We start from the raw sequence: 14,082 nt of genomic DNA, 5'->3' as shown, positions 1-14,082 counted from the left end.
TTATAATGGTATTGACCAATGGTGGTGGCTTTAAAGATCTTGTTTAAAGGTGTTTACGTCGTCAGTTGATAATAGAGTGGGAATGATCGAGCAGTCGGCCACGGTCGGCACTCGATAACCGCAAAAGCCCGCCTATTGGCGGGCTTTTGCTTTTTGTCAGCAGCAGTCGCCGACCCTGCTGGCCTGACGTGCCCCCTGGGTCAGGGTCAGCAGCAGCGCCGCGGCGAAGACCGTCGCCGTGAGCCACAGCAAGTGCTGCAGCGCATAGTGGTCGACGATCTGGCCCCCGGCCCATGAGCCCAGGGCAATGCCGACATTGAACAGGGCAATGAACAGGGCCGTGGCCACTTCCACGGCGGCCGGCGCTGCCTTGATCATCCAGGTCATCAGGCCCACCGATACCCCGCCATAGGCCAGGCCCCAGGCCAGCAAGGCGATACCGCCACCGACAGGCGCGTTGCCAATGCCGAGGAAGACCAGGGGTACCAGCAGCAACCCCAGCGCGATCAGCGCCAGGGTCATGCCCAGCCGTTTGGCCGCCATCAGGCCGACCAGAAAGTTGCCGAGCAGGCCGGCGATCCCGTAGGCGAACAGCAAGGCGCCGATCCATGGCCCGTCGAAGCCGGACAGCGACAGCAAGAGCGGACGCACGAAGGTGAATGCCATGAAATGCCCGGCCACCAGTAGCAGGGTCAACAACAGCCCCGCTTGCAGGGCGCGGTTGCCGGATTGCGCGAAAAAATCGCCGGGTGTGATGGCGCTGGTGACGGGCAGTGGGGGCAACAAGGCAATCAGCAGCATCAACGCCAATAGGCCGAGCACCGCCATGGCCGCGAACGCCCAGCGCCAGCCGGCCAGTTCGCCGATCAGCGCGCCGAGCGGGACGCCCAGCACCGAGGCGGCGGCCACGCCGCCGAAAATGATTGCCGTGGCCAGGCCGATGGCGTGCTCGGGGGCCAGGCGCGTGGCCAGGCCGCCGGCTATCGCCCAGATGCCGCCGATGCAGAAGCCGACCAACACCCGCGCCGCCAACAGCCAGCTGATGCCCGGCGCCAGCGCCGAGGCGAGGTTGGCGAGCACCAGCAGAACCAGCAGGCCGCACAGGATCCGCCGTCGGTCCATGCCACCGGCGGCCACCACCACCACTGGCGCGAACAGGGCCGCCAGCAGCGAGGGCAAGGTCAGGGTCAGGCCGACGGAACCGGTGCTGGTGCCCAAGGCGTTGGCGATCGGGGTCAGCAGCCCCACGGGCAGCATTTCCGTGGTCACTACCGAGAAGGTGGCCAGGCCGGTCGCGCCGACCGCGAGCCAGGGGTGGCGTGGGGTGGCGATTGGGGCAAGCGTGGAGGTGCTCATGATTCAGTCCCTTGTCACGGTGAGGGGGCTTGGGGAGAATACGTGCAGCGCGTATGAATAGATCATATACATACGCTTTGAATGTAAGCAATCATGCAATCCGTAGGTAAAGGAGAGGCAGGATGGTCCGACGCACCCGCGCCGAGATGGAAGAAACCCGTGCCACGCTGCTGTCCACGGCGCGCCAGGTATTCAGTGAGCATGGCTATGTCGGCACTTCGATGGACGACCTGACCGCCCGCGCGGGGTTGACCCGCGGCGCGCTGTATCACCATTTCGGCGACAAGCAAGGCTTGCTGGCCGCCGTGGTGGAGCAGATCGATGGCGAAGTGGACGTGCGCCTGAACAGCATCACCGACACCGCGAGCGATGCCTGGGACGGTTTCCGCCGTCGTTGCCGGGCCTACCTGGAGATGGCACTGGAGCCGGATATCCAACGCATCGTGCTGCGCGATGCCCGCGCGGTGCTCGGCGGCGCGTCCCAAGCGTCGCACCAACACTGCCTGGGGACCATGCAGCGACTGGTCCAGCGCCTGGTCGAGGAGGGCGTGATGGTCCAGGCCGAGCCGCGGGCCCTGGCGGCGCTGATCTACGGCAGCCTGGCCGAAGCAGCGGTGTGGATTGCCCAAGGGGAGGTTGGGGATGCGCGCCTGGCGCAGAGCCTGGAGGCACTGGACCTGCTGTTGCGCGGCTTGCTGGCCAGCAAATGAGTCGACCTGCTGCCTCGATACGATTGTTCACTTAATCTTTCGCAAATGCAGGTGTATCGTATTCGCCCTTCATTGCCAGGCCTGCTGGCAGACTGACCGCGCCAAAATGAGGTACCCGCACCGATGTCCTTTACCCGTCGACAAATGCTCAAGGGCCTTACCGGCCTCGTGGTGGTAGGCCTGGGCGCCGGCGGCGCGGCGCGCTACTGGCTGGGCAAGGTCGAGGATGACAACGCCGGGCACGATTATGAGTTGATCGCCGCGCCGCTGGACGTCGAACTGGTGCCCGGCTACAAGACCGAGGCCTGGGCCTTCGGCCCCTCGGCGCCGGGCACCGAATTGCGGGTGCGCCAGGGCACCTGGTTGCGTGTGCGCTTCATCAACCACTTGCCGGTGGAAACCACCATCCATTGGCATGGCATCCGTCTGCCGCTGGAGATGGACGGCGTGCCCTATGTCTCGCAGTTGCCGGTCAAGCCGGGCGAATTCTTCGACTACAAGTTCCGTGTGCCGGATGCCGGCAGCTACTGGTACCACCCGCATGTCAGCAGTTCCGAGGAACTGGGGCGCGGCCTGGTCGGCCCGCTGATCGTCGAGGAGCGCGAGCCCACCGGCTTCGTCCACGAGCGCACGCTCAGCCTGAAGACCTGGCATGTCGACGAGCAGGGCGCCTGGATGCCCTTCAGCGTACCGCGCGAGGCCGCGCGCAACGGCACCGCCGGGCGCCTGATCACCATCAACGGCCAGGCCGACGCCGTCACCGAACTGCCTGCCGGGCAGGTGGTGCGGGTGCGCCTGTTGAACCTGGACAACACCTGGACCTACCGCCTCAACCTCAAGGGCAACTGCGAGGCGATGATCTACGCCCTCGATGGCAACCCGATCACCCCGCGTCCGCTGGACGAAGACTACTGGCTTGGCCCGGGCATGCGCATTTGCCTGGCGATCCGGATTCCCGAGGCCGGCGAGGAAATCTCCCTGCGCGATGGCTTCGTGCGCCTGGGCACCCTGCGTTCGGTGGCCAGCAGCGAGACGCCGGGCAATTGGCCCAAGGCGTTACCGGCCAACCCCATCGCCGAGCCGGATCTGGAGAATGCCGAGAAGCTCAACTTCAATTTCGAGTGGGCCGGCAAGGTTTCGGTGAACACCGACAACGGCAAGCCACCGAGCCTGTGGCAGATCAACGGCCAGGCCTGGGACATCACCGACAAGACCTGCGCCGACCGCCCCATCGCCACGCTGCACAAGGGCAAGAGCTACATCTTCGAACTGAAGAACATGACCCAGTACCAGCACCCGATCCATCTGCATGGCATGAGTTTCAAGGTGATCGCCTCCAATCGCCGCAAGATCGTCGAGCCTTGGTTCACCGATACCTACCTGCTGGGCAAGAACGAGCGTGCCCAGGTGGCGCTGGTGGCCGATAACCCGGGGACCTGGATGTTCCACTGCCACGTCATCGACCATATGGAAACCGGCCTGATGGCCGCGATCGCGGTGGTCTGATGCGCCCGCAGATCATCAATCGCAGCCGCGACCAGGAATTCATGCGCCTGGCCCTGGACCTGGCCGCCCAAGGCGCGGCCATGGGCGAAGTGCCGGTGGGGGCGGTGCTGGTGCAGCATGGCCAGGTGATTGGCCAGGGTTTCAATCGGCCGATCGTCGACAGCGACCCCAGCGCCCATGCTGAAATGGTAGCGATTCGCGCCGCGGCCAAAGCCGCCAGCAACTACCGGCTACCGGGCAGCACCCTGTACGTGACGCTGGAGCCGTGCAGCATGTGCGCGGGGCTGATCGTCCATTCGCGGGTGGCGCGGGTGGTCTACGGGGCGCTGGAGCCCAAGGCGGGGATCGTGCAGAGCCAGGGACAGTTCTTTGCCCAGGGCTTTCTCAATCATCGGGTGATGGTCGAGGGCGGGGTGCTGGCCGAGGAATGCGGGGCGATCCTGAGTGAGTTCTTCAAGGCCCGGCGGGCGAAGGCCTAGCGCTCAGGCAGCCTGCTGGCCCTTTCGCGGGTAAACCCGCTCCCACAGGTTCCATGCTCGGGTGCGCGCCCTGTGGCAGCGGGTTTACCCGCGAAAGGGCCACGGCAGGCGCCAGGACATGCCCTGCTCACATCGGCGCCGGCTGCTCCGCTGGCTTGTCCTTGTTGATCCCCGGCACCTGCAGGTTGCCGGTAGGCGTCTGGCCTTCGAGCTGCGGCTGCGTGACCCAGGTGAGGATGTCGTAGTAACGACGGATGTTGGCCACGAAATGCACCGGCTCGCCGCCACGGGCGTAGCCGTACTTGGTCTTGCTGTACCACTGCTTCTGCGACAGGCGCGGCAGCATCTTCTTCACATCCAGCCACTTGTTCGGGTTCAGGCCTTCGCGCCGGGCCAGGGTGCGGGCGTCTTCCAGGTGGCCGCTGCCGACGTTGTAGGCGGCCAGGGCGAACCAGGTGCGGTCCGGCTCCTTGATGCTGGCGTCGAGCTGGTCCTTGACCAGCATGAAGTACTTGGCGCCGCCCTGGATGCTCTGCCTGGGGTCCAGGCGGTTGGACACGCCCATGGCCTGGGCGGTGCGCTGGGTGAGCATCATCAGGCCGCGCACGCCGGTCTTGGAGGTCACCTCGGGCTGCCACATCGATTCCTGGTAGCCGATGGCGGCCAGCAGGCGCCAGTCCACCTGTTCGACCTTCGACGAGGCCTTGAAGTGCTTCTCGTACTTGGGCAGGCGTTGCTGCAGGTGCTGGGCGAAGGTGTAGGCGCCGACATAGCCGAGCACGTCGACATGGCCGTAGTAGCGGTCCTTCAGGCGTTGCAGGGTGCCGTTCTTCTGCGACTTGTCGAGGAATTCGTTGACTTCGTTGAGCAGGCTGTTGTCTTCGCCGGCCGCCACGGCCCAGCGCTGGTCGCGGGTGTCGCCCAGGTCGAAGGCCACGCGCACGTTGGGGAAGTACACCTGGTTCATGGCCAGTTCGTTGGAGTCGACCAGGGTCAGGTCGATCTGGCCTTCGTCGACCATGCGCAGCAGGTCGACCACCTCGACGGCGTCGGACTCTTCGTATTCCAGGCCAGGGTACTGCTTCTTCAGCTCGGCCAACTGGTCGGCGTGGCTGCTGCCCTTGAGCACCACGATCTTCTTGCCCACCAGGCCCTTGGCGTCGGTGGGGCGCGAGCGACCGTTGCGGTAGATGACCTGCGGGGTCACCTCGAGGTAGGGATGGGAGAACTTCGCCTGGCTGGCGCGGCGTTCGCTGCTGACCAGGCCGGCGGCGGCCAGCACCGGGCCGGAGGGCTTGCCCAGCTGGTTGAACAGCTCGTCGAGGTTGTCGGCGGTCTCGATCTCGAGCTTCACCCCCAGGTCGTCGGCGAAGCGCTTGACCAGTTCGTACTCGAAGCCGGTCTCGCCGTTACGGTCCTGGAAATAGGTGGCCGGGCTGTTGCGGGTAATCACGCGCAATACGCCATCCTCCTTGACGCGTTCGAGGGTGCTGGGTTTTTCAACACAGGCACCGAGCATCAGGAAGAGTCCGGTTGCGAAGAGCCATTTGGCGCAACGCTGGCGCAAAGCAGTGTGGGCGAGCATAGGGTGCAGTATACGCAAAGGACCGGCGGTGCCATATCTCGACAATGGTTGGCAGGTCTGCTAGCTGACCTGAGCTGCAAGTGACAAGCTGCAAGCTGCAAGCAAAAGCAGGGCATGCATACCCGCTTTTTTCTTGTGGCTTGGAGCTTGCAGCTTGTAGCTGCTTTTTTGACCCGCAAGTCCGGTTCCACCGCCCGGCAGCATTGGCTTTGAGCGGGTGCCGAAAGCCTGCGAATTAGGCTAGAATGCACGGCCTCTAAGCACACCCCTTCCTGAGGCTGTCCCGACGATGTTGATCCTGCGCGGCGCTCCTGCCCTTTCTGCCTTTCGCCACGGTAAGTTACTCGAGCAACTGAGCCAGAAAGTCCCCGCTGTTACTGGTTTGTATGCCGAATTCGCCCATTTCGCCGACGTCGACGGCGAGCTGACCGCCGACCAGCAGCAGGTGCTGGGCCGTCTGCTCAAGTACGGCCCGAGCGTGCCGGTGCAGGAGCCGACTGGCCGCCTGTTCCTGGTAGTGCCGCGTCTGGGCACCATCTCGCCTTGGGCATCCAAGGCCAGCGACATCGCCCACAACTGTGGCCTGCAGTCGATCCAGCGCCTGGAGCGCGGCATCGCCTACTACGTCGCTGGTAACATTTCCGACGCCGACGCCCAGGTGCTCGCCGCCGAGCTGCACGACCGCATGACTCAGCGCGTGCTGGCCAAGCTGGAAGACGCCGCCGACCTGTTCAGCCACGCCCAGCCCAAGCCGATGACCTCGGTGGATATCCTCGCCGGTGGCCGCGCCGCCCTGGCGCAAGCCAACACCGACCTGGGCCTGGCCCTGGCCGAAGACGAAATCGACTACCTGGTCAACGCTTTCCAGGGGCTCAAGCGCAACCCGAACGACATCGAACTGATGATGTTCGCCCAGGCCAACTCCGAGCACTGCCGCCACAAGATCTTCAACGCCAGCTGGGACATCGACGGCCAGGCGCAGGAGAAGAGCCTGTTCGGCATGATCAAGAACACCTACCAGATGCACAACGAAGGTGTGCTGTCCGCGTACAAGGACAACGCCTCGGTGATCGTCGGTAGCGTTGCCGGGCGCTTCTTCCCGAATCCTGAGACCCGCCAGTACGGCGCGGTGCAGGAGCCGGTGCACATCCTGATGAAGGTCGAGACCCACAACCACCCGACCGCCATCGCCCCGTTCTCCGGCGCCTCCACCGGCTCCGGCGGCGAGATCCGCGACGAAGGCGCCACCGGCCGTGGCGCCAAGCCCAAGGCCGGCCTGACCGGCTTTACCGTGTCCAACCTGCGTATCCCCGGCTTCGAGCAGCCTTGGGAGAAGCCATACGGCAAACCCGAGCGCATCGTCGATGCCCTCGACATCATGATCGAAGGCCCACTGGGCGGCGCCGCGTTCAACAATGAATTCGGCCGTCCGGCGCTGACCGGTTACTTCCGTACCTTCGAGCAGGGCATCAACACCCCGCACGGCGAGGAAGTCCGTGGCTACCACAAGCCGATCATGCTCGCCGGCGGCATGGGCAACATCCGTGAAGACCACGTGCAGAAGGGCGAGATCACCGTCGGCGCCAAGCTGATCGTGCTTGGCGGCCCAGCCATGCTCATCGGCCTGGGCGGCGGCGCCGCCTCGTCGGTGGCCACCGGTGCTAGCTCCGCCGACCTGGATTTTGCCTCGGTGCAGCGTGAAAACCCGGAAATGGAGCGCCGTTGCCAGGAGGTCATCGACCGCTGCTGGCAGCTGGGCGACAAGAACCCGATCGCCTTCATCCACGACGTCGGTGCCGGTGGTATTTCCAACGCCTTCCCCGAGCTGGTCAACGACGGTGGCCGCGGTGGCCGCTTCGAGCTGCGCAACGTACCTAACGACGAGCCGGGCATGGCCCCGCACGAGATCTGGTCCAACGAATCGCAGGAGCGTTACGTGCTGGCGGTCAGCGCCGAGGACTTCGAGCGCTTCCAGGCCATCTGCGAGCGTGAGCGCTGCCCGTTCGCCGTGGTTGGCGAGGCCACCGAAGAGAAACACCTGACCGTTACCGACAGCCACTTCGACAACACCCCGGTGGACATGCCGCTGGATGTACTGCTGGGCAAGCCGCCGCGCATGCACCGTTCGGTCACCCGCGAAGCGGAACTGGGCGATGAATTCGACCCGAGCACCCTGGACCTGAACGACTCGGTCGAGCGCGTCCTGCGTCACCCGGCCGTGGCCAGCAAGAGCTTCCTGATCACCATCGGCGACCGCACCATTACCGGCCTCGTGGCCCGCGACCAGATGGTCGGCCCGTGGCAGGTGCCGGTGGCCGACTGCGCCGTGACCGCCACCAGCTTCGACGTCTACACCGGTGAAGCCATGGCCATGGGCGAGCGCACTCCGCTGGCCCTGCTCGACGCCCCGGCTTCCGGGCGCATGGCGATCGGCGAGACCCTGACCAACCTGGCCGCCTCGCGCATCGAGAAGCTGTCCGACATCAAGCTGTCGGCCAACTGGATGTCCGCTGCCGGTCACCCGGGTGAAGATGCCCGCCTGTACGACACCGTCAAGGCCGTCGGCATGGAGCTGTGCCCGGAGCTGGGCATCACCATCCCGGTCGGCAAAGACTCGATGTCGATGAAGACCCAGTGGAGCGAGGCGGGCGAGCAGAAGAGCGTCACCTCGCCGATGTCGCTGATCATCACCGGCTTCGCCCCGGTCACCGACATTCGCAAGACCTTGACCCCGCAACTGCGCATGGACAAGGGCGAAACCGACCTGATCCTGATCGACCTGGGCCGTGGCCAGAACCGCATGGGCGCCTCGATCCTTGCCCAGACCCACGGCAAGCTGGCGGCTCAGGCGCCGGACGTCGACGACGCCGAGGACCTCAAGGCGTTCTTCGCCGTGATCCAGGGCCTGAACGAAGACGGTCACTTGCTGGCCTACCACGACCGTTCCGACGGCGGCCTGATGACCACCGTGCTGGAAATGGCCTTTGCCGGCCACTGCGGCCTTGACCTGGAACTGGGCAACCTGACCAGCAAGCGTGAGAAAGTCGCGGCCATCCTCTTCAACGAAGAGCTGGGCGCGGTGATCCAGGTCCGCCAGGACGCCACGCCAGACGTGTTGGCGCAGTTCAGCGCCGCAGGCCTGGGCGAAGATTGCGTTGCCGTGATCGGCCAGCCGATCAATAACGGTGAAGTGCTGATCCAGTTCGAAGGCGAAGAGCTGTTCAAGGGCGAGCGTCGCCTGCTGCAGCGCCAATGGGCCGAGACCAGCTACCAGGTGCAGCGCCTGCGTGACAACGCCGATTGCGCCGACCAGGAGTTCAACCTGCTGCTCGAGGAAGACAACCCAGGCCTGTCGGTCAAGCTGGGCTATGACGTCAACCAAGACATTGCCGCGCCGTACATCAAGAAAGGCGTGCGCCCGCAAGTGGCGATCCTGCGCGAGCAGGGCGTCAACGGCCAGGTCGAGATGGCCGCGGCCTTCGACCGTGCCGGCTTCGCCGCCGTCGACGTGCACATGAGCGACATCCTCTCTGGCCGCGTCGACTTCGAAGCGTTCAAGGGCCTGGTAGCCTGCGGTGGCTTCTCCTACGGCGACGTGCTGGGCGCCGGTGAAGGCTGGGCCAAGTCGGCGCTGTTCAACGCCCGTGCCCGCGATGCCTTCCAGGCCTTCTTCGAGCGTACCGACAGCTTCGCCCTGGGCGTGTGCAACGGTTGCCAGATGATGTCCAACCTGCACGAGCTGATCCCGGGCACCGAGTATTGGCCGCACTTCGTGCGCAACCGCTCGGAGCAGTTCGAGGCGCGCGTGGCCATGGTCGAGGTGCAGAAGTCCAACTCGATCTTCCTGCAGGGCATGGCCGGTTCGCGCATGCCGATCGCCATCGCCCACGGTGAAGGCCATGCCGAGTTCGCCAGCGAAGAAGCGCTGCTCGAAGCCGACCTGTCCGGTTGCGTGGCCCTGCGCTACGTCGACAACCATGGCAAGGTCACCGAAGCCTATCCGGCCAACCCGAACGGCTCGCCGCGCGGGATCACCGGCCTGACCAGCCGCGACGGCCGCGTGACCATCATGATGCCGCACCCGGAGCGGATGTTCCGCGCCGTGCAGAACTCCTGGCGCCCGGATGAGTGGCAGGAAGACGCGGCACTGATGCGCATGTTCCGCAACGCGCGCGTCTGGGTGAACTAAGGCGTGTACAAGCTCGCCTTCTTCGTCCCCGACAGCCATGTCGAGGTGGTCAAGGCCGCTGTGTTCGCCGCTGGCGGCGGACGTATCGGCGACTATGACCACTGCGCCTGGCAGACCCTCGGCCAGGGCCAGTTCCGCCCATTGGACGGCAGCCAGCCGTACATTGGACAGAGCGGCCAGGTCGAGGTGGTCGAGGAGTGGAAGGTGGAGCTGGTTGTGGCTGATGAGCTGATCGCTCAGGTTGTCGCCGCGCTCAAGCAGAGCCATCCGTACGAGACACCGGCTTACGAGGTCTGGCGTTTGCTGGATTTCTGAGCGTGTATTAGTTGCTGGGTGAGTAGATCGACAGGGTGGACGAAAGTCCACCCTGTTGTTTTTCAGCACTTGCCGTCAGGCCCTGTGCGTCGAATTTATATCCAATGCCTTAAGCCTTTTCAAGAAGACATCGATTTGTGTTGCGGAGATCTTCTTCAGGCTGTCGAAGGCACTGACTGACTCAAGTTCTTTTTCATGTTCTTTCAACCACTCGACTACAAGTTTGTCCTGCCAGCATGAGTCAAAGGGGTGGCAGATGAAGTCATGGGCCAGCTGCACCGGCGGGTATTCGATTTCACCATTCCAGAATTTGAACATTTCTTTACCAACCTGCTTGACCGCATGGCGCGCCATATCGGTCGCCAGTTCGAAGAGCGGATGCGAATCATGATCTTTGGACAATTGTGAGTGGGTGGCGTCGACATCGGCGTCGATGTTGGGATTGCGATCCCACCGCGCCTGTTCCTTACCTACGCGGTCTCCCAGCCACTGGAACAATTTCTGGAAAAGGTCGCGACCGTAGTAGCGAATCAGATTCAGCGGCAACAGCAAGGTCCAGGCCACGCGTCGGACGAACCTGAACAGTGGATTGTCGGCAAATCGGTCGCGCAATGCCAGTAGCTTGTTGAAAGCATCCAGCCACATCGGGCTTTCCAGCTCACCGAGCAGAATCAGCAGGATTTTCTCGGAGGGGCTGCGGTAGCCAGGGGCGATCTCCTTGAAGTCCGGATATTTATCGGGGAACAGTGCCTTGCCCAATGGCTCGGCCAGGCTGCCGAGAATATCTGTACCGGAGAACAGGCCGGTGACCACCGGCAGGCCATGTTCGCATTTGGCTTTAGTCGTCCAGGGCAGTACTTGGGTACGCCCTTGTTTGTGCAGGCTCAATTCCACGAAGTTGGAATGCGCGAAGTAGTCTTCCAATATATGCAGCGCCTCACCGAAGGCACGCATGCCGGCGGCGGTCTTGCCCTCCCTGGCAGCCTCCCAGATCTTGGCGCGCATTTGTACAATCGGCTTTTCGATGTACACCTTCATCGAGCTTGTGTAATACACCCCTGTCCTTTCGGTGCCCGGAAGCACCGGTTCCTCGAAGTCAGGATCGATTTCTGTCGGGTCGACAGGTGACTCATCGTGGTTGGTGGGGTTATCGATGTGCTCGGAGGCCTTATAGACCCCCAGGATTTCAGGTGATACTCGGAAATCATCTTGCTTTTCATCGTCATTCAGTTGGCTACGGAATGCCTTGGCCGCCAGGATATCGACGATTTCAGTGAGTGCTTTCCGGGAAAACTGGTTGGGGAAATTCCTTGGCTCATCTTCGCGCCTGACCAACTTGGGATCTACCAGTTGCGAGTGATCGCGCAGCCAGTTGCCAAAATAGATGGACTTGATTTCCTGGTCATCAAAGCCGACTTCCTTGAGCACGTGCTCGATCGTCTCGTGACCGCCGTCGCCTACGCTAAATTGTAGAGGGGGCTTGGGAAGAATTTCTTTAAGATCTGGTGCATCACTCAGGTCCAAGACCAACGGCGCCGGCAGATCGTTCTGGGTGTAATGGGCAAACTCTGTACCGTCTGTGGGAGAGCTGTCCAGGAATGCCATCAGGCTCGCATATTTCGATCCTGCCTCCTTGGTATCCTCGACCTCCAGCTCGGGTAAGTCGGTTTCATCTTTGGCGAAGCGCTTGGTGTGGATGTAGTCCGCCAGGTATTGGCCGAACCCACCGATCAACGCCAGCAGCAGGCCAGGAGAAGTATTTGGCTGGTTCAGGGCCAGCTCGATGACATCGCGGGTGACAAGCAGCGTGTCATTCTCGTGGTCATAGCGAGCGCTGCGAAACGCTTCGCTTTGCTCGGCCACGGTGTATGCAGGCCCCTGGAACGTGCCGTCACGCAGTGCCTGCCAGATGTCCAGGTAGATCGATTCGGATATGTCGCTACCAAAGATGGGTTTGAACAGGAGTGCGAACTGATGTTCGTCCATATCGTTGGCAATGTGGGTGAGCTGGTCCAGGGCGAATGTGCTTTCCAGCACGGGGGAGGTTTGCAGGTCGTTCATGGGAGCATCCCTTATCAATAAATGGGGACGCTCAGGTTGAGCTGTTGGCGGTGGTAGAAAAATATGGAACCACTGCCCTACGGCTATGCAGGACTGAAGCTACGGGCTACCTCTTGCATTGCGCACGCACAATGTTGAATTTGCCTACAGTGTAGAGGGGCCGAGGCCGGCAGGTCGAGCACCTGACGAATCTTCGGCCATCCTTCAGGATAGGTCAGCGCTGCAGGGCCAGGCTCAGGGCCCGAGCCTGTGACCCCATCAGCAGGTGCCAGACGCCACCTGCCTGTGGGCTGATGCCTTGGCAGCCTAGTGCGACGAGCTGTTCACGTTGTACCCGGGTATCGTCCTTGACCTGCAACCTTACCCGGCTGTGCGCCACGCACTCTACCTTGCTCAGGTTGTCGTGCCCTCCCAATGCTTGCAACCAGGCTTCCTTGGGCAACGTTGGAAGAGCGTCGGCACAGGTGCGCTCGGTGGTGCTGATCGGCGCCAGGGCATGAGGCAGCTCGCTGCGAATCTCGTCCGCCAATGCGTCGGCCATCGGCCCCACCACCACTTGCAGGCTGCCGCCGCTACCGGGGCGGACCACCGCCATGGCGCCAAGCGCTTTCAGCGCCTGGTCGTCTGCCAGATTGCGATCGACCACGACCAGGCGCAAACGGGTGGTGCAGGCATCCACGCCACTCAGATTGACGGCGCCGCCGAGGGCGTCGATGAAGCGTCGGGCGCGAGAGCTATTGATATCACTCTCGTTCTGCGTGGCGGGCTGCTCCTCACGCCCCGGTGTCTTCAGGTCGAAGCGGCGAATACAGAAGTCGAACACGAAGTAGTAGAGCAGGCCATACAGCACACCCACCGGGAACACCAGCCAGCCGTTGCTCGAGCGTCCCCAGCCCAGGGCCATGTCGATGGCGCCGCCGGAGAAGGTGAAGCCCAGGCGGATGCCCAGCAGGTCGCAGATGGCCATGGACAGCCCGGTCAGCACGGCATGGATCAGGTACAGCAGTGGCGCCAGGAACATGAAGGCGAATTCGATCGGCTCGGTCACCCCGGTCAGCGCCGAGGTCAGCGCCATCGACAACAGCACCCCGCCGATCAGCTTGCGTCGGCCCGGCAGGGCATGGCGGTACATGGCCAGGCAGGCGGCGGGCAAACCGAAGATCATCATCGGGAACATGCCGGTCATGAACTGCCCGGCGTTCGGATCGCCGGCAAAATAACGCGCCAGGTCGCCGGTGACCACTTGCCCGCTGGCCGCCTGGAAGCTGCCGAAGACGAACCACACCAGGTTGTTGAGGATATGGTGCAGGCCGGTGATGATCAGCAGCCGGTTGAGCACGCCGAAGAAGAATGCGCCGATGCTGCCGCTCTCCAGCATCAGTTGGCCGAGCGCGTTGATGCCGTGTTGGATCGGCGGCCAGATCAAGCCGAACAGCAGGCCGAGGAACACCGCCGACACCCCGGTGGCGATCGGCACGAAGCGCCGGCCGCCGAAGAACGCCAGGTAGTCCGGCAGCTGGATGTCCTTGAAACGGTTGTACAGGCCGCCACCGAGCAAGCCGCAGATGATGCCGGCGAGCATGCCCATGTCGATCTGCGGATCGATCACCTTCAGCGTCGCCACCAGCACCAGGTAGCCGATGGCGCCGGCAAGCCCGGCGGTGCCGTTGTTGTCGCGGGCGAAGCCCACTGCAATGCCGACGGCGAAGATCAGTGCCAGGTTGGCGAAGATCGCTTGCCCGGCGTCATGCACCAGGGCGATGTCGAGCAGGTCGGTATCGCCCAGGCGCAGCAGCAGGCCGGCGATGGGCAGGATGGCGATGGGCAGCATCAAGGCGCGGCCCAGCCGTTGCAGGCCCTGGATGAAGTGCTGGTACATGG

General features: G+C 63.4%; 9 protein-coding genes. 5 read left to right on the top strand and 4 right to left on the bottom strand.

The window, feature by feature from the left end; all coding sequences use genetic code 11:
* Positions 1–156 precede the first annotated feature (156 nt).
* Complete coding sequence (locus HU772_RS19595) at positions 157–1,356, bottom strand: MFS transporter (protein WP_186658415.1); 1,200 nt, start codon at positions 1,354–1,356, stop codon at positions 157–159.
* A gap of 122 nt (positions 1,357–1,478) precedes the next feature.
* On the opposite strand from HU772_RS19595, the gene HU772_RS19590 reads away from it, so the two are divergent.
* The 3 genes from HU772_RS19590 (at position 1,479) to tadA (ending at position 4,051) form a co-directional block, all read left to right on the top strand.
* Positions 1,479–2,066, top strand: coding sequence for a TetR/AcrR family transcriptional regulator (locus HU772_RS19590; RefSeq protein ID WP_186658417.1), 588 nt, complete (start codon positions 1,479–1,481; stop codon positions 2,064–2,066).
* Between the two features lie 123 nt (positions 2,067–2,189).
* Positions 2,190–3,572 carry a multicopper oxidase family protein gene (locus tag HU772_RS19585; RefSeq protein ID WP_186658419.1) on the top strand — a complete coding sequence of 461 codons (1,383 nt, stop codon included), beginning with the start codon at positions 2,190–2,192 and terminating at the stop codon, positions 3,570–3,572.
* Positions 3,572–4,051: a tRNA adenosine(34) deaminase TadA gene (tadA, locus tag HU772_RS19580; RefSeq protein WP_186658423.1), complete on the top strand. Its 480-nt coding sequence runs from the start codon at positions 3,572–3,574 to the stop codon at positions 4,049–4,051. Before HU772_RS19585 ends, tadA begins: the two co-directional genes overlap by 1 nt.
* Before the next feature lie 127 nt (positions 4,052–4,178).
* On the opposite strand, the gene mltF is transcribed toward tadA, so the two are convergent.
* Positions 4,179–5,636, bottom strand: a complete 1,458-nt coding sequence (gene mltF, locus HU772_RS19575; protein WP_186658426.1) for a membrane-bound lytic murein transglycosylase MltF — start codon at positions 5,634–5,636, stop codon at positions 4,179–4,181.
* Positions 5,637–5,925: 289 nt separating this feature from the next.
* Here mltF and purL point away from each other — a divergent pair, with 289 nt between their 5' ends.
* Both purL and HU772_RS19565 read left to right on the top strand, forming a co-directional pair.
* A complete protein-coding gene (gene purL / locus HU772_RS19570; RefSeq protein ID WP_186658429.1) occupies positions 5,926–9,825 on the top strand; it encodes a phosphoribosylformylglycinamidine synthase in 3,900 nt (1,299 codons plus the stop codon).
* A gap of 3 nt (positions 9,826–9,828) precedes the next feature.
* Complete coding sequence (locus tag HU772_RS19565; protein WP_186658431.1) at positions 9,829–10,140, top strand: YqfO family protein; 312 nt, start codon at positions 9,829–9,831, stop codon at positions 10,138–10,140.
* Between the two features lie 75 nt (positions 10,141–10,215).
* Here the strand turns inward: HU772_RS19565 and HU772_RS19560 are convergent, their stop codons facing one another.
* Positions 10,216–12,201 (bottom strand): HET-C-related protein, encoded by a 1,986-nt coding sequence (locus tag HU772_RS19560; protein WP_186658433.1) that lies wholly within the window; start codon positions 12,199–12,201, stop codon positions 10,216–10,218.
* A gap of 214 nt (positions 12,202–12,415) precedes the next feature.
* A complete protein-coding gene (gene nagE, locus HU772_RS19555; protein WP_186658435.1) occupies positions 12,416–14,080 on the bottom strand; it encodes an N-acetylglucosamine-specific PTS transporter subunit IIBC in 1,665 nt (554 codons plus the stop codon).
* Positions 14,081–14,082 lie beyond the last annotated feature (2 nt).

The sequence above is a fragment of the Pseudomonas xantholysinigenes genome (assembly GCF_014268885.2).
GTDB lineage: Bacteria > Pseudomonadota > Gammaproteobacteria > Pseudomonadales > Pseudomonadaceae > Aquipseudomonas > Aquipseudomonas xantholysinigenes.
The sequence above is the reverse complement of the archived record's forward strand: the minus strand, read 5'-3'. Positions and strand labels throughout refer to the sequence as shown.